The organism is Nitrospira sp. (assembly GCA_024760545.1).
Taxonomy (GTDB): domain Bacteria; phylum Nitrospirota; class Nitrospiria; order Nitrospirales; family Nitrospiraceae; genus Nitrospira_D.
The window spans coordinates 1167681-1183356 of record CP060501.1 but is presented as its reverse complement, the minus strand read 5'-3'; the positions used below and the strand labels follow the sequence as shown (position 1 = coordinate 1183356).

The 15676-nt window shown below is 56.6% G+C and carries 15 protein-coding genes; 9 read left to right on the top strand and 6 right to left on the bottom strand.

From position 1 onward, the window contains the following. The first annotated feature begins 9 nt into the window (after nt 1-9). The gene (lspA, locus tag H8K03_05655; protein UVT22381.1) at nt 10-519 is read left to right on the top strand and encodes a signal peptidase II; all 510 of its coding nucleotides are present in this window, start codon (nt 10-12) and stop codon (nt 517-519) included. 68 nt (nt 520-587) lie between these two features. Here the strand turns inward: lspA and H8K03_05650 are convergent, their stop codons facing one another. Next, nucleotides 588-848 (bottom strand): DUF2024 family protein, encoded by a 261-nt coding sequence (locus H8K03_05650; GenBank protein ID UVT21396.1) that lies wholly within the window; start codon nt 846-848, stop codon nt 588-590. 12 nt (nt 849-860) lie between these two features. Beyond that, nucleotides 861-1736 carry an undecaprenyl-diphosphate phosphatase gene (locus H8K03_05645; GenBank protein UVT21395.1) on the bottom strand — a complete coding sequence of 292 codons (876 nt, stop codon included), beginning with the start codon at nt 1734-1736 and terminating at the stop codon, nt 861-863. Nucleotides 1737-2026: 290 nt separating this feature from the next. Between H8K03_05645 and H8K03_05640 the strand changes: the two genes are divergently transcribed. Then, entirely contained in the window at nt 2027-2722 is a 696-nt protein-coding gene (locus H8K03_05640; GenBank protein UVT21394.1) for a hypothetical protein, read from the top strand. Between the two features lie 100 nt (nt 2723-2822). On the opposite strand, the gene H8K03_05635 is transcribed toward H8K03_05640, so the two are convergent. The 3 genes from H8K03_05635 to H8K03_05625 are packed head-to-tail and all read right to left on the bottom strand — an operon-like array spanning nt 2823 to nt 9213. Then, a complete protein-coding gene (locus H8K03_05635) occupies nt 2823-3866 on the bottom strand; it encodes an amidohydrolase family protein (protein UVT21393.1) in 1044 nt (347 codons plus the stop codon). A 43-nt stretch (nt 3867-3909) separates the two neighbouring features. Further along, nucleotides 3910-7356: an MFS transporter gene (locus H8K03_05630; GenBank protein UVT21392.1), complete on the bottom strand. Its 3447-nt coding sequence runs from the start codon at nt 7354-7356 to the stop codon at nt 3910-3912. Between the two features lie 9 nt (nt 7357-7365). Next, nucleotides 7366-9213, bottom strand: coding sequence for a hypothetical protein (locus H8K03_05625; GenBank protein ID UVT21391.1), 1848 nt, complete (start codon nt 9211-9213; stop codon nt 7366-7368). Nucleotides 9214-9335: 122 nt separating this feature from the next. Here H8K03_05625 and H8K03_05620 point away from each other — a divergent pair, with 122 nt between their 5' ends. The 6 genes from H8K03_05620 (at nt 9336) to H8K03_05595 (ending at nt 13640) form a co-directional block, all read left to right on the top strand. Further along, entirely contained in the window at nt 9336-10211 is an 876-nt protein-coding gene (locus tag H8K03_05620; protein UVT21390.1) for a 50S ribosomal protein L11 methyltransferase, read from the top strand. Further along, on the top strand, nt 10211-10690 hold the full coding sequence (locus tag H8K03_05615) for an MOSC domain-containing protein (protein ID UVT21389.1): 480 nt from the start codon (nt 10211-10213) through the stop codon (nt 10688-10690). The genes H8K03_05620 and H8K03_05615 overlap by 1 nt, the downstream gene beginning before the upstream one ends. Nucleotides 10691-10748: 58 nt before the next feature. Continuing rightward, complete coding sequence (locus H8K03_05610; GenBank protein ID UVT21388.1) at nt 10749-11411, top strand: class I SAM-dependent methyltransferase; 663 nt, start codon at nt 10749-10751, stop codon at nt 11409-11411. Between the two features lie 98 nt (nt 11412-11509). Then, on the top strand, nt 11510-12265 hold the full coding sequence (locus H8K03_05605; protein ID UVT21387.1) for a septal ring lytic transglycosylase RlpA family protein: 756 nt from the start codon (nt 11510-11512) through the stop codon (nt 12263-12265). A 181-nt stretch (nt 12266-12446) separates the two neighbouring features. Further along, nucleotides 12447-12773, top strand: a complete 327-nt coding sequence (locus H8K03_05600) for a hypothetical protein (GenBank protein UVT21386.1) — start codon at nt 12447-12449, stop codon at nt 12771-12773. A 174-nt stretch (nt 12774-12947) separates the two neighbouring features. Then, nucleotides 12948-13640, top strand: coding sequence for a hypothetical protein (locus tag H8K03_05595; GenBank protein ID UVT21385.1), 693 nt, complete (start codon nt 12948-12950; stop codon nt 13638-13640). A gap of 54 nt (nt 13641-13694) precedes the next feature. On the opposite strand, the gene H8K03_05590 is transcribed toward H8K03_05595, so the two are convergent. Beyond that, on the bottom strand, nt 13695-14339 hold the full coding sequence (locus H8K03_05590; GenBank protein ID UVT21384.1) for a Crp/Fnr family transcriptional regulator: 645 nt from the start codon (nt 14337-14339) through the stop codon (nt 13695-13697). Nucleotides 14340-14865: 526 nt separating this feature from the next. Here H8K03_05590 and H8K03_05585 point away from each other — a divergent pair. Next, on the top strand, nt 14866-15630 hold the full coding sequence (locus tag H8K03_05585) for a DUF928 domain-containing protein (protein ID UVT21383.1): 765 nt from the start codon (nt 14866-14868) through the stop codon (nt 15628-15630). Nucleotides 15631-15676 lie beyond the last annotated feature (46 nt).

Here is a 15676-nt window from a genome sequence, read left to right as displayed (position 1 = left end):
GGCCTTACCTTGCGGAATCTGGCCTTGGCGTCGGTGACCGGCAGCATCATTTTCCTGGATCAACTGACGAAACAGCAGATCATGAAAACCATGCGGCTCCATGAATCGATCCCCATCATTCCCAACCTCTTCAGTTTGACGTACATTCGAAATCCCGGTGCGGCATTCGGTTTGCTGGCCGGGAGCAGCAACGCGTTTCGGATGGTCTTCTTTGGGTTGACGTCGATTTTTGCCCTTGGCCTGCTGGGCACGATTCTGCTACGGATGCCGGAAGAGGATTGGATGGGGCGTGTCAGTGTTGCAGGAATTCTCGGTGGCGCGATCGGGAACCTCATCGACCGGCTGCGTTTTGGAGAAGTGATCGACTTTCTGGATGTCTATATCGACAACTACCACTGGCCTGCATTCAATGTGGCGGATTCTGCGATTACCGTCGGGGTGATCGTCCTCATCATTCACTTCGCCTTTGAGAAACGAGCCGATCCCCCTACTGCTTCGGAGACCTCCTCAGTTCCCTAACACGTGAAGCGCGTGTCCCTTTCACCGACATACGAGATCCAAACGACCACCCGTGGTTGCGATACTCGCTAGGCCGGCATTCTTACGATAAATCCGCCTTTTTCTTTGGCTTGTTTCTGCTGCTCTGCCGAGAACATGAACAGCGGTTCGCTGTGACAGAATTGGCACTCTCTCGTGGTCACCGTCGCACTCGGTTCCCCGATGCTGATGAGGTACTCCTGAGCGAGCTTGAGGGCGGTGGCTTCATCCGTCGTCATCACATCGAAGTGAATGCGACCGCTCTTGCCGTTGACCCACGTATCGTAAACATGAATCGTATCCGAGGACATGAACAACTCCTTTCAGCGGACGACCAACAGGACCACAATTCCGAGGATAATACGATAGTACGCAAAGACGCGCAAGGTATGCCGTTGGACATAGGTCAAAAAGGCGGCGATGACCGCCCAGGCCACCAGAAAGGAGATGACCATGCCGAGGCCGAGCGCCAGAAAATCCTGCTCGGTAAACGAGCCCCGTGCCTTCCACGTTTCGTAGACCGTTGCCGCGATGATGGTTGGAAGGGCCAGAAAAAAGGAGTACTCCGTGGCAACTTTGCGATCCAACCCGGCGAGCAGGCCTCCGATGATGGTTGAGCCGGATCGAGACATTCCGGGAATCAGGGAGGCGCACTGTGCGAGACCGATCCAGAATGCATGGACTGCCGACACCTGCTCCAGACGCATCGCACGGCTGGTTCGTTTCGTGGCTTCAACGATGAGGATGATGATGCCACCGAGGATCGATGTCAACGCCACCGTCAGGGGAGTGAACAAATAAGATTTGATCCATCCGTGAGCCAACAGACCGAGTATGGCAGCGGGCAGGAAGGCGATCCCTAGTCCGAGCAGAAACCATAGGTTGGGATGACTTTGCATCGAGATCTTGAGGCGGTTGGTCCACGCGGCAGCCGGCTGGTTTTGTGAGAACGATCGCAACGTTTTTTGTTCCTCCCAAGCGCCGGTGAGAAGCCGTCCGATTTTTTCCCGTTCGAATACGATGACGGCCAGAATCGCCCCCAACTGGATGGAGATCTCCGCGTTTGCGGCCACGTCGCCGGTGAAACCGAGGGCATGGCCGACCAGAATAAGGTGTCCGGTAGATGAAACGGGCAGAAACTCCGTCAGTCCTTCGACGACCCCAAGAATCACCGCGAGCGCCGGACCCCATTCGTTCATGCGTACACCACTCCTGGAATAGTAGGGCGGAGGTATCAATCCCCATGGCCATGTCTGATAGAATGTGAGCGATAATCACAGAGCGACGCTGATCCGTCAAGCGCCGGATAGTTTGTCCTCATATGTGTTTCGGCGGGACGGCCTCGCACAAAAGCAATTATGTTGACAACGTCCGGGTGTTGGCATACACACAGAGAAGGTAAACGGAAAAACGACTCTCACAGTCGGATGGAAGTGAAGATCCACATGAAGCGCAGTCAAGTCGTAGGATTTGATGGAGGGAGGATCGCATGAGACGCGAGTGGACGGCGATAGTGTTGATTGGAGCGGTATTAACCACGGGTTGCGTATCCAACAAGAAATACCAAGAGGCGTTGGCCGAGTCGGACAATGCCAAGATGGAGCTGGAGAAAGCTCGCCAACAGAAAAATGCCATGGAGCAACAGGTTCGAACGCTCAAAGAAATGAATGTAAAGTTCGGCAATGAAGCGCAGGCGGCTCGGGACGAACTCCAGCGCATTGAGCATGGGCGTGACACAGAGCGGGGCACGGTCGAAGGAAGGACGAAGGAGCTGGAAGACAAGGTCAAGGCGTTATCGGCGCAAAATCGAAATGTACGGCAGGAATATCAGGACGTGAAGCGTCATAACGATACGCTGAAATCGTTGGTCGCTCGCTATCAAAAAGAGCTCAAGGACCGCTCTCAGTCGGGATCGTCGGCACAGACAGCAACGCTGACCCCAAGCCAGGCGCCATCTGGAACCGCTCCTGCAGCGGCTCCAGCCACTCCGGTCGCTTCCGCGGCGATGAACATCAATAAGGTGTCAGCGAGCGACATGATTCTCTTCTTGGGACTGAAACAAGACGAAGCCGATCGAATCGTGAACAATCGTCCCTATCGCGTGAAGGGCGAATTGGTGGCGAAGAATGTCGTCCCCAAAGAGACCTTCGACTTGATCAAGGATCGAATCTCGGTTAATCCATAGATCGCGCGATAGATTCCACGGACATGGAAAAGGCCGTTCTCCTCGCGGAGAACGGCCTTTTTGTTTGGAGAGACAGCACGCGCATCCCGGTTCCGCATCGTCAACTATTCGAACTCCGGCCCGAAACAAGGTCGCCGAAGGATTGAAAATTCAGGTTCAAACCTGTGCAGACCTCCACCTGGCGGTCGAAGCGGTTCTTCGTGCGGATCATTTGCCCAAGCGTCCGGAACCCGACTCGGCCCCAGGCGGGCAAGTGGAAGACCGACAGCGGGTAGTCTGTTCCAAAGAGCAACCGAGCTTGAATCTCAGGGTGGTGCCTGAGGTGCAGCAGCATTTTCAAGCGATGGGGTTGGGTGAGGGCGGAAATGTCGGCATAGAAATTTGGATAACCCCCGCACAATTCTCGTAAGGTCGGAATGAATTTTTCGTAAAACATGAGGCCGTAACTGCAGGCATGAGCGGCGATGACGGTCACGCCTTCTTCCAGGGCCAGGCGGAGCCGAGAGGGATCTCCGAGTGATTGGTCCTTGCCGATCAAGCTGAATTCGTAGCCGACATGGCTCAAGAAGGGTAAGCGCCGTTGCGCCAGCGCCCGATAAAAAGGTTTGTATCGCTCGTCAGCCGGGTTGAAGTGCTGGGCATTCGGTAGGACTTTGATCAGAACGGCACCGGCATCGGCGCAACGATGAACTTCGTCGATCGCGTCCTCCCGCTGCGGATTGATCGAAGGGCCGGCCAAAAAGACATCGGGGTAGGTCTGCACTACCTTGAACACGTAATCGTTGTTGACGAGAAAGTCGGTGTGCTGGCGATTGAGCGATCCCGCTTGATCGTAGAACCCGTCCATGCCGAGTAGGACTGCCTTCGAGACATGCCGTGAAGCGCGTAACTCCGTCAGAAGGTGATCGAGGTAGTGCTGATTTGCCGCCCGTGGATGGGCAGGGGAGAGGTCGTGCTTCCACAAGAGAAATCGAAAGAGCGGGCTGCGGAGCAGCTTCGGCGAGATGAAACAGCCGTTGTCGCCATCCGGCAATGCCGCAAGATGGACATGACAGTCGATGAGTGATTTCTGAGCCGTATGTCGTGAAGTGCCGCGCGTGGAGTCGTGTTTGGAAAGAGCCATCAGTTCGCCGCGCGATCTCATCGCTGCGATCTTATCTTGCGAGATACACTTCACGAAATATGCTTCATGCGTCCTGTCCTCGAAGTCGTTCCGTCGCGATGCGCTTCACGCCCCGCAGATCCAGCTTGCCGGTGCCGAGCACCGGCAAGGCATCGACCTTGACGAACTGGCTCCGAGAGGGGATGAACAGATTCGGAAGGCCGCTGGCCGACACCTTTGCCAGAATTCCCGGAATCAGGTCGTCGTCAAGGGTATGAAGCACGGCCAGCCGCTCCCCCTTTTTCTCGTCCGGAAGACCGGTCACGGCGAAGACTTGGGTATCTGCTCCGGCTGCATGTTGCAAGGCCTCTTCGACTTTTCCATGCGGGACCATCTCACCTCCGATTTTTGAGAAACGCGAAAGCCGGTCGGTGATCGTCAAAAATCCATCTTCATCCAAGGAAGCGATATCCCCGGTGATGTACCATCCGTCCCGCATCGCCTGGGTCGTGAGATCTTCTCGCCCGAGGTAGCCTTTCATCACATTGGGGCCTTTCACGAGCAACATACCGGGACTGCCGTGTGGCAGTGGAGTGTAGCTGTCAGGATCGACGATCCTGAGTGATACACCGGGGAGCGGCTGGCCGACCGTGCCGCGGCGCGATGCCGGTTGATAGTAGCCGGCGGCTCGGAAGTCCGGGCAGTTGACGGCGATGACGGGAGCACACTCCGTGACGCCATAGCCTTCGATTGGGCCGATGCCGAACCTATCCTCCACGGCCTCGGCGAGCCGAGCCGACAGTTTTTCCGCCCCGGTGAGGATGACGCGCACCGAGCTGAACTGTTCCGGCGTGCAGCGGCGGGAGTAGAGTTGCAGGAACGTCGGTGTAGTGACGATAAACGTGATCCGATGCCTTCGAATGATCTCACCGATTGCCGCCACGTCGAGGGGCGAAGGGTGAAAGATCATCGCGGCATTATTGGACATCACGAACCAGAACACCATGTATCCGAATGAATGGAAGAACGGCAGGATGCCGAGGACCCGTTCGCCCTGATAGAAATGGAGTACCTGCGTGGCCCCTTGACTGTTGGCATCGATGTTGAAGTGCGACAGCATGACCCCTTTCGGTTCACCGGTGCTGCCGCTGCTGAAGATGATCGTGGCCATGCTGTCGGGGGTGAGCGGAGTTGTCTGTCCGCAGGCGCGTTCGATGAGACGGCAGGGCGCGAACAAAGCCAGCAGGGCAGCCAGCGCTTTCTGGCCGGCTCCGATCGTCTTAGCCAGGTCTTCCAGCCAGATCACCGACGGGCCATCCGGCAGTTCGAGTTTGGCCTTTTCAACGAAGGTGCGGCTCGTGACGAGAGTGCGCAGACCCGCAAGTTCCACGGCAGCCTCTAGACCGGATTTCCCGACCGTGTAGTTCAGGTTCACGACGGTCTTGCCGCAGAGGGGCGCGGCGACATTTACCAGCGCCGTGGCGACCGTGGGTGGCAGCAGGACACCCACCCGTTGTTGGTCCTTCCAATACGGCCGCAGCGTCCGCGCAAGAACGATTGATCCGATAAGCGCTTGTAAGGATGAGACGTGGGGGCGATTGTGATCGGCCATGGCCAGGCGGAAAGGATAGCGACGCATCGAACGGATAAATTCGCGATGCAGCGGCCGCCGGCTCGGTTTCCTGAGCTGCCAGGCTGCTTCGCCGAGTTCGCGGATCTTCTCGCGTAACTCGTGCGCCGATGTACTCGGCGGCAGCGGTGAGCCGAACGAAACGGTGACGGGATACGGAAGTTGTTCGGGCACTTTCCAGAGAAAGCGGCCGTGATTGAAGCTGAAGATGCTGCCCCACACGCGATCCAGATGAACGGGAATGATTGGAACCGTTTGGCCCTTCATGATTCGTTCAAATCCCCGTCGAAACGGCAGGAGCGTTCCCGTACGGGTGATCTGACCTTCAGGGAAGATACAGACAAGTTCGCCGTCATCGAGCGCCCGTCCGGCATCACGCAGGGTACGAAGAATCAGGCGGGGGTTGCCTGATGAGGAAATCGGGATGACCCTCAGCCTGTTCATAAAGGGCTTGAACAGCGGATGCCCGGCATATCGTTCATCAACCACGAATCGCACTGGACGATCGAGGCTGGCAATCAGCAGGAAGCCGTCGATAAAGGAGACGTGATTGGGAACGAGCAACGCCCCGCCTTGGCGGGGGACGTGGTCCAGTCCGATCACGGTGAGGCGGTACACTATTCGGGGCAGGAGGGCCACGACGAATCGAACCACGCTGTCCGGCAACAACCATATGACGAGCAGGGCTCCGATCAGTGCAAAGATGCTGCAGGCGAGCAGGATCTCACTGGCTGACAAGCCGAGCTGCGACAGAAGACCGGCGCCCAGAGAGCCGGCGAGGATGCCTCCGAATACAAAGGTGTTGCCGAGAGCGATGACGGCACCCCGGCGGTCGGCCGGGGCTCGCCACTGAATCAGCGCATTGATCGGCACGTTGATGAACCCGCTGGCGATGCCGAGCATGCCCATGAGCACTAGCGTCCAGGTCAGGCTCGGTGGGATGAGTCCTAAGACGAACAGCCCCAAGGCCAGCCCGATCGCACCTGGTGGAATCAGGCCTGTTTCAATTTTTGAACCCGAAAGTCGTCCGGCCAGCACCGCGCCGAGCCCGATTCCAATTGCAAGCACCGCCATTGGGAGACCCGAGAGCGCGTCCGAAAGCGCCAGTCGGCTCTTGGCGTAGATCAGCATGTCTTGTCCAAACAGGCTTGCAATAGTCCAGAAGATAACGTTGATTCCGATCGCAAGGCTCAGCAGGCGGTCTGCTCGCATGGTCGACCAGGCTACGGCCAGCGTCATACGCACGCCGCCCTCGGTTCTGGCAGGGGGAACAGGAGGTATTGCATAGGCAGCTGCCGCTCCGATGGCTGCGACAACGGTTAAGATGAGACCGGCTTGCCAAGGAGCAGTTTGGGAGTACTGAAGCAGAACACCGCCGGATGATGTGCCCGCAATGATGGCCACAAACGTCCAGAGCTTCAGCAGCCCGTTCCCGATCGAGAGCCGTTCGTACGGGACCAGTTCCGGCAGGATTCCGTACTTTGCAGGACTGAGAATTGCGCTGTGAACACCCATGGCTCCGAGCACGACCAGGAGAGCCGTGCCGCCGGTGGGGTTGTTCCAGAGCACAACAGCTCCGGCTCCCATCAACAGCACTTCAACGACCTTCATCGCGATGATGACGGTGCGCTTGCTCAACCGGTCCGAGAATACGCCCGCAACCAGAGAGAACAGCATGAGCGGCAGGGTGAAGACCACGAAGGCGATAGTCGCCTGGGTTTGAGACGCCGCTTCGAATGCGGGCCCGGTCTGCCCGACAGTGACCGCGATTTGACGGATTGCGAGGAGGGCGACCATCAACTTCCAGGCATTGTCATTGAACGCACTGCAAAACTGGGCAAGGAGCAAGGCGCGGAGTGGATGTGAACGAGGTTGAGCTTCAGAACCAGCCGAGGTGGTCATCCGTGAAGTCTATTTTGCCCGATTATTGATGTTTGGGGAAATAGGTAGCCCTTCCAGCTCCATGATGCGCAGCGCATTCGTGGTGGGGCAAGGACCCGGTCGGAGCCGATAATCGAACTCCAGTGTGCCGGCCGACACGGTTTCCTGGAAGTGTGCATTAATGAGCCGGGGCACCACTGGTTCCAACTCCGCCAACTCGAGATCATGGGTGCTCACGAGGCCGAAGCCGTTTCCTTGCGACAGTTCGGTGATGTAGGCCTGGCTGCCGATGAGCCGCTCCCGGTTGTTGGTGCCTTTGAATATTTCATCAATCAAGAACAGCACAGGTGGCGCGTGTCTTTCTTTGGTGGCATCGAGGATCGTTTTCAGTCGTTTGACCTCGGCATAAAAGAACGACAGACCGGCATCGAGCGAATCATCAACGCGGATGCAACAGGCCAAGCGGCTCCAGGTCCACTCAAACGAGCGCGCACAAACAGGACCTCCGGCCTGCGCCAGACAAAGGTTGATGCCGATCGTTCGCAGGAAGGTGCTCTTGCCGGACATGTTTGAGCCCGTGATCAAGTGGATCGAGCCGAGCTCTGTCAGATGAACGTCGTTTGCCACGCGGGTCTTGGCGGGGAGAAGCGGGTGTCCGAGCTGGTTTGCATGGAGAGCCGGAGGCGTGCCGTTCAGTTCGGCGGTTGCGACGAGCGGGGTGGGCCATGCATAGTCGGAATGCAGATGGGCAAACGTTGCTAATGCCGACGCGGCTTCGATTTCAGCCAAACAGTCAAGCCAGTGCGGGAGCGCATCCTTGATCTCGTGCTGAACGTGAATCAGTTGCCGGGTGAACCACAGATCCCACGGACACAGCGCGTTAACCGCCAGATGAACGAGCGGGTGGGCCTTGATGCTGATCGCATGGAGCGTGCGTGCCGCGCGGTTGAGGTGCCGTGTGGGACTGGCCGCACCGATCAGGTTTGTCCAGGCTGAAGCGAGTGCCGTGTCCCGCCGTTTTGCATGGCGTTCGATGTAGCCGAGAACCGTGGCCAGCCGCTCGGTTTCATGGTGAAGTCCGACGGCATGCTCCAGCAACTCTTCCCCTTGATCGGTCATAAAGTAGATCAGCACATAGGCTGCGAACGAAAACATCCAATAACCGGGCAGCTGGCCGAACATTGTGGCGAAGGCAAGACCTATAGTTGTCAGGGCAAGCAGGCTTTGGACGGCAAGAAAGGTATTCAAGTGAGGCAAGCCGACCGGATGCTCAAGCACCGCGGCCAAGCGTCTGCCATTGATTTCTTGGTCTCCGGTCAGTTTGGCTTCGAGCGCCAGACGGTCACGAAACAAGGAGCGGGACGCCAGTTCTCTCACCAACGACTGCCGCGTGTGCCACTGTGATGGAGTGGGAGGTTGTTCCAACAGCCAATGATGCAGGCGCTCTCTGCCATGGTCCGAGACGGTCGTGTCGAGAAGATGCGTCAGGGAGTGCGCGCCGAACAGATCCAGGTCGGCGGCGTACGGGTGAGCCTTTGGAGTTTCGCCTGGCCTTGGAGGAATTGCAGACCAGTCCAGTGTCATCCGCGCCAAATGAATCAGCTTGATCTGTTTCCATTGACGAAGCCGGTGAATCCGGGTTTCCACCTTGTTATGATACGCGGCGACGGTGACGAAGATGGCCAGGAATACTCCAAGGGCAAGGTTGCCGCTGTGATACCAATCGAGCTTGTAGAGGGTGATCGTGACGACTAGGCCGATGAGGAAAATGGCCAGCCGCCATCGCGTGAAGGTGGCGCTGGTCCTGGTTCCTCGAGCAATGAGCCGGTCGGCCAACCGAACCATTGTCTCGATCTGGGTGATACGAGAGTGAGCCATGACAGCGACCTTACTGGGAACGGGTCGGGGACGTCAAATACCAACGTGAATTTCATGAAGCGGATCTTGTAGGCTCGCGTTGGAAGGACGACCTGTCACGTTTCATCAACCACGAAATGGCCATGCCCAACGATTGGATTGACGTCTGTATCCACGGGTGCGTCGACGCGGGAGAACTGCTTAGTCGACTCGATGATCCGAGCCTCCAAGGCGCATGGGAGGATGAGGGGGCGGTCCATCTCTATTGGCCGGAGGACCAGTGGAACGAGGATCGGCTTGCTTCGGTTCGCCTAATTCTTGCCGACCTTGCACCATCGATCGAGGATACTCCGCTCTCGGTACGACAGGTGCCGGCTCAGGATTGGAACGAGGCTTGGGCTCGCTCCGTGAGGCCGCTTCACATCGGGCGGCTGGTCATTCGTCCGAGTTGGGAGCCAGTCGTATTGGGGGCGAACGATATCGACATCGTGCTTGATCCGAAGCAGGCGTTCGGCACCGGCCACCATGCGACCACTCGGATGTTGCTCGAATGGTTGCAGAGGGAAATACATGGCGGAGAGCGGGTTTTGGATGTGGGCGCCGGCAGCGCCATCTTGGCCATGGCGGCGGTTAAGCTCGGCGCCGCATCGGCCATCGGTATTGAACATGATGCGGTTGCGGTGGAATGTGCAAGAGAGTATCTCGGGGTGAATCATGTGGACGATCGGATCGACATCATGACAGGCACGTTGGACGATCTGCCGGAGGAGAAGCGACGGATTGCCGATCTGGTGCTGGCTAATCTCGACCGGCGAACGATCTTGGATCTCGCCGGCGATGTGGCAAGCTCGGCGTCGGAACGCGCACGCATACTGGTCTCCGGTATTCTCATCGAGCAGCAGGCCGAGATCGTCGATCGATTTGCCAATCTTGGCTTGGCGTGCTCGGAACGGCGCCAGGAGGAGGGGTGGGTGGCGATGAAATTTCTCAGGCCCGAATCCTGCGACGGAGAGGCCTGATGGCGACCAGGCCGCCGTATCCACATGTCCACCAGATCAATGTCTCCGACGGAGGGGTTCCGAAGCTTCCCGTTTGGGAAGCAAAAGTGGGCGAACACGGGTTAGATGGCGATCGGCAGCGGAATCTCAAGGTTCACGGCGGACCCGACCGGGCCGTCTGTCTATTTTCGCTGGAGCTTATCGAACAACTTCAAGAAGAAGGTCATCCGATCGACCCCGGATCGTCCGGCGAAAACCTGACTTTGTCCGGCCTGGATTGGGAGCTGGTACGGCCGGGTGTGCGATTGATGATCGGTCCCGAGATTCAACTCGAGGTCACGAGCTATACGACTCCCTGCAGTCACAATCGGCGGTGGTTTAGGGACGAGGATTTCTCGCGCATTTCGCAGAAGTTAAACCCTGGCTGGAGTCGTGTCTATGCGAGAGTGTTGCAAGGAGGGATTGTCCGACCGGGAGATGCGGTGAGCGTGGAATCATGAAGTGACGGGGAGTTCGTAGGATTTTTGCGAACATGCTTTACGGATGACGGGGGTGCGGATGATGAATCGAATACTCGAACCGGAATTGATGGACGATCCCAAGCAGGCGGAAGTCTATGCGCGTGCCGACTTTGCCGAAGAGAATCAAGGATTCGTCGATCGATTCAAGGAATACTTCCCGGAGTTTTCGCAAGGCCGTGTTTTGGATCTCGGCTGCGGCCCTGCCGACATCCCGATCCGGTTTGCTAGACTGTATCCGGCCTGCCAGATCATCGGGGTTGATGCCTCGGCTCCGATGATCCAGTTGGGCGAACAGGCACTGAAGCAAGTTGACTTGACTGATCGCATTACGCTGCGTTGCGAACGACTCGATGCCGTAGCCGGAGCCAATATTGCCGATGCAGCGATCTCCAATAGCCTGCTTCACCATCTGCCCAACCCCCTGCAGTTTTGGCAAAAACTTCGGCAACTCGTGAAGCCGGGCTCCCCGGTGCTCGTGATGGATCTGCTCCGCCCGGAATCGCCGGAAGCCGCGCAAGCCATTGTGGACCAGTACGCCGCCAATGAACCGGATATTTTACGCCGCGATTTCTACAACTCGCTGCTCGCTGCTTTTACGGAGGATGAGATCGGCTCCCAGCTGGCGCGCATGAATCTCACACGATTGCTGATCGATATCCCGGACGACCGCCACTGGGTGGTCGGCGGCATCATTTATTGACCAAAACCATTTATGGGATTTGCATAAACATAGCTGGCCGATGCGAGGTAGCGATTCGCTGGCAGGGAAGGAGCTGTGGCGGTGTCAAGTGTTGGGCAATGAAATTATATTTTCTACCCTTACGGCGTGATTGTGAAAACTTTCGAGCGGGTACTTTTCTCTCACTGCTTCTCCTTCTCGCTCTCCTAAATCTTGCCTCCTGTTCGGTGATCGACGCGACCTTCTCAACGATCAAAACAGGTTATCGTGTCATTAAGGGAGCCGTGAAAGGGACCGTATGGGTCGTGCGAGGAACCTATCAATTTACAAAAGAGACGACCAAACTCGTTTACCACATCGGCAAGTTTACCTTTGAAGTCGTCCGTGCTCCGTTGGAGTATCCCTTGGTGAGGGACGACGTTCAGACCATCGATGGACTCCCGGTCAAGGAGGCGATTCGCCTTGGGCGCGTAAAAAATGCTCCCTATACCGTCAATGGCCGGTATTATGTGCCGATGAGCGTCTCGAGTGCACAGACGTATGGAGAGACAGGCATGGCATCTTGGTATGGGGAAGAAACAGTGCGTCAGAACAGTGGATCCATGACGGCCAACGGCGAACTGTTTAACCCACGAGGATTGACGGCAGCCCATAAGTATCTGCCGCTTCCCATCCATGTGCAGGTGACGAACCTTGAAAATGGGAGGTCGATCGTTGTGAGAGTGAATGACCGCGGTCCCTTTCCCAGTCAGCACAATCCTGATTCCGGAAAGAGGATCATCGACTTGAGCGAAGGAGCCGCCGAACAGCTTGGGTTTGTCGACAAAGGAGTCGCCCTGGTCCGTGTCGAGACGATTCAACTGGAAGAGTCATAAGCGGAGGCCCGCAAGGGGGGAAAGGGTTTCCGTGTCCGGCGCGTCCAGCGCACGGTTGGTCTGCATCCTTGGAGCTCTTCGCCATCACTAATGAATAGGCGCCGCCTAACTGGTATATTCACCTTTCCAGTTGATGCTTGGTGAAAGTGAAGTTTGAAACCGAATGTGATTGAACACTGTTGTGAGACGATTCCGCGACTATATCTCCGTCGTCACTCTTTGTGCTCTCAGCGCAGTAATTCCCGTTGGATGCGACAATCGTGAAACGATCCTCGTGATCGAAAAACCAACAGAGGTGCACAGCATAGAGCAGACGGCGCCTGCTCCTGAATCCTCGAGTGCGGGGCCTCAGCCAGGGAAAGTGATTGCGATCCTGAAGGCCAGTGAGACGGCACGAGCCATCGGCGTGTATCACGGCAAAGATTTTGACGCCTTCCAAGTCAAGCTTGCAGACGGCACCGAGGGGCTCATCATCGCCGGTGATACCTTCAAAGTCGTGTCCCGATGAAACGCGTGGTAAAAAACTATTCCGGCCCTCTTTTTCAACCTCCAGGCAAATTCCTTTTCAGCCTTGGAGGAGCTGGAGACCAATTTCACAGGGGCATTCAATTCCGATAAGTAACCTCTTAGCCTTGCCTAGCCTCTTGTGCCGGCCCCTCGCCTTCGATTACTGTCACTGCTCATGGAAGAAGAACCCATCACATCTCCTACCACGGGGGAAGACGCCGACAAGATTGTCATCTATTGGGAACGGGAATATTCGACTGCGTTTCCACCGGAGCGGCTCAAGCTAGACTTTCATCCGCACCGGCCGATGTTGAACCAGATGACGCTGGATGACCAACGGGCACTGGCCGCCGGCGGATACAAGGTGCTACCTGACGACTGTGGGCCGGTTCGCACGGCGGGCAACTACGGCTGGCTCATCCGCTGCCCGGCCGATGTGAAGTTGCGCCGCACGGCGGAGGGCATCAAGTGGCAATCACCTCCGATTCTACCGGACGAGCGACTGCTGGGTTACAAGACGTTCTCCGGCATGTACGTCGACCTGATTTTGAACAGCGGCTATCCCAAGCTCTGCTGCGGGATCCGCTTGTACTATCCCAAACATGTCGGATTGATGATGAAGGATGTGCCCAACCACTTCTATCACCATCCGGAGCGAACGTTTACTGTCTGGGAAGGTATCAAGACACAGGAGTACAAGCGTACGCCGAATCAGTATGACTGGTTGCCCGACTACGAAGCGTTTACAGCCAACTTCCTTCTTCAATTACACAAGCCCACGACCATCAAGCGCGGTGATCCTATCGGTGTGATCTTGCCGGTTCTGCTCCCGAAGCAATTCACGCTCCAAGAAATCCAGCGCCCCTGAGCCGTTTCATAGGGCCAGGGTTGTTGCGTCGACCGCTTCACGAGGATCATTCAATTACACGGTTCCTGGCTCGATGGCGCCGCGCCGCACATCGGCTAGCAGTCGTTGGACGATCAGCCGCATAAAGAAGAAGCCCAACTTCGGATTCTGGTAGTACAGGCGGTAAATCATCTCGTCAGTCATCTTGTATAGCTCGCAGTCGGTGTCACATATCACAGTCATCGTGCGTACCTTTTCACCTGAGAAGAGCCCTATCTCTCCGATCAACTCGCCGGGGCCGATGTAGTGGTCGATCTCTTGAAGTTTGAGGCGCCCCTCGGCCACATAAACAATTTCGTGGGCCCTGTCACCCTTTCGGAAAAGTACTTCTCCAGCGCGGTGCTTCTTTAAATGCATGTGTGGCAAGAGCCATTCCGACACGGGGGACTCCACGGTGGCCTGTTCAATTTGCTTTGTCAGCCGGATGATTTCTAACAGCCGTTTGGTGTTGATCGGCAAGAGGACGAAATTCAAAAGAAATTCTGGCATGCCAACCAACTGTGAGATGTCCAAGTGTGCATGCAGCACACTGAAGATGATAAAGACGACGTTGCTGGCCACGGCCAGCACGCGCAGAGAAATCATCTCTTTCTGCGAGTGACTGGCAAGATAGAACACGCATCCCAATAGGCCGATGATGGTAACGATGTCGAAGTGCATGGACCGTGATTTCCTCTAGCACCAGTTCGAATGAAAATGGAGAAGGAGAAGGTGAATGAACGAGCTTGCCCGATTCGGCGATGCGTATGATAACCAAATCCACACCGTGTAATCCACCAAGGCGTTTGAGCACCGCACCCATGCATGGTCCGCTTGACCTCGAAGGAGAACCTGACGATGGCGGCCCGCCAGAGCGGTTTGGTTGCAGACCCAAGGCGGCTTGCAGCCAAGGGAGATGGGGAGTGATTCTCACGGATATTCGCTGCGATGTGAGATTGGCCAAGCGGCCTGGATCGATGAGTGATCCCACTAGGAGATGGATTTACATTGGAATGTAGGCGTATATTACTCCCCCCATCAAACTCGAGAATGACTGTAGCGTTCTGAAGGCAAGAAACCGCAGTGTTTTTATGCGGCTAAGAATAGCAGCTGCGTTGAGGCGCTTCTTTCCGAGACGGTAGTCGGTATGATATGAGCAAATTATCTCTCGCCTGGATTTGAGGTGTCAAACAAAGGAGGGAGCAGTATGAGACTCTTCATTATCTTAAGCATCGCCGCCGGTCTCGCATTACCACTACCGTGGCTCTCCCTGGCAGAAGAGGGGCAAGGAAAAGCACCCCAAACTATCGCATCCCAACCTAAGTCCGAGTCGACCATTAAACCGTTGTTGTATGTTCCACCCCGAAAGGGGGCTCCGGCGCCTGGACTCAGAAGGGGAGGAGGAACACGCGGCACGAATAAGAGTCTCCCGGTGATCAGCCTGTTGGCTCCTGACCATGTGGGGTTAACGATTCATGAGCAACCAGTGCTGTTTTGGTTCACCCCGACCAAACATAACCTGTCCTATGAATTCACTCTCATCGCCGACAGTGCCGAGGCTCCGGCCGTGGAAGCGAAACTTCCAAGCCCCGCCCGACCTGGTGTTCAGCAGATCAGGCTTGCCGACTATAACGCGAAATTAGTGCCTGGAGAGCGTTATCAATGGTCGGTGGCGCTGGTGATGGACCCCGATGAGCCTTCCGCCAATGTCGTGGCAAAGGGAGCGATCGCGCGTGTGGATCGCGACAAGCTGGAACAGCCGCTGACGAGTGATGTGAGCAAGGCGGATGCACCGAAGCGCTATGCTGAAGCAGGAGTTTGGTACGATGCTCTCATGGCTATTTCTGATCTTATGCAATCCAATCCAGCTGACATGGAATTGCGTCAGCAGCGTGCGTCGTTGCTTGAGCAAGGTGGACTGGGAGAGGTGGCCGCGAGCATACAGGGTATGCGTACATCTCAGCCCCAGTAAGCACTGTCCGGAAGAGTGAGTAGGCCACCCGATAAGGAAGCTTTCT

Excerpts from the sequence above, each read along its gene's own strand:
- H8K03_05620 (UVT21390.1), top strand. The coding sequence starts at position 9,336 with ATGCCCAACGATTGGATTGACGTCTGTATCCACGGGTGCGTCGACGCG.
- H8K03_05635 (UVT21393.1), bottom strand. The coding sequence starts at position 3,866 with ATGAGATCGCGCGGCGAACTGATGGCTCTTTCCAAACACGACTCCACG.
- H8K03_05610 (UVT21388.1), top strand. The coding sequence starts at position 10,749 with ATGATGAATCGAATACTCGAACCGGAATTGATGGACGATCCCAAGCAG.
- H8K03_05625 (UVT21391.1), bottom strand. The coding sequence starts at position 9,213 with ATGGCTCACTCTCGTATCACCCAGATCGAGACAATGGTTCGGTTGGCC.
- H8K03_05640 (UVT21394.1), top strand. The coding sequence starts at position 2,027 with ATGAGACGCGAGTGGACGGCGATAGTGTTGATTGGAGCGGTATTAACC.
- H8K03_05595 (UVT21385.1), top strand. The coding sequence starts at position 12,948 with ATGGAAGAAGAACCCATCACATCTCCTACCACGGGGGAAGACGCCGAC.
- H8K03_05615 (UVT21389.1), top strand. The coding sequence starts at position 10,211 with ATGGCGACCAGGCCGCCGTATCCACATGTCCACCAGATCAATGTCTCC.
- H8K03_05645 (UVT21395.1), bottom strand. The coding sequence starts at position 1,736 with ATGAACGAATGGGGTCCGGCGCTCGCGGTGATTCTTGGGGTCGTCGAA.
- H8K03_05605 (UVT21387.1), top strand. The coding sequence starts at position 11,510 with ATGAAATTATATTTTCTACCCTTACGGCGTGATTGTGAAAACTTTCGA.
- H8K03_05630 (UVT21392.1), bottom strand. The coding sequence starts at position 7,356 with ATGACCACCTCGGCTGGTTCTGAAGCTCAACCTCGTTCACATCCACTC.
- H8K03_05585 (UVT21383.1), top strand. The coding sequence starts at position 14,866 with ATGAGACTCTTCATTATCTTAAGCATCGCCGCCGGTCTCGCATTACCA.
- H8K03_05590 (UVT21384.1), bottom strand. The coding sequence starts at position 14,339 with ATGCACTTCGACATCGTTACCATCATCGGCCTATTGGGATGCGTGTTC.
- H8K03_05650 (UVT21396.1), bottom strand. The coding sequence starts at position 848 with ATGTCCTCGGATACGATTCATGTTTACGATACGTGGGTCAACGGCAAG.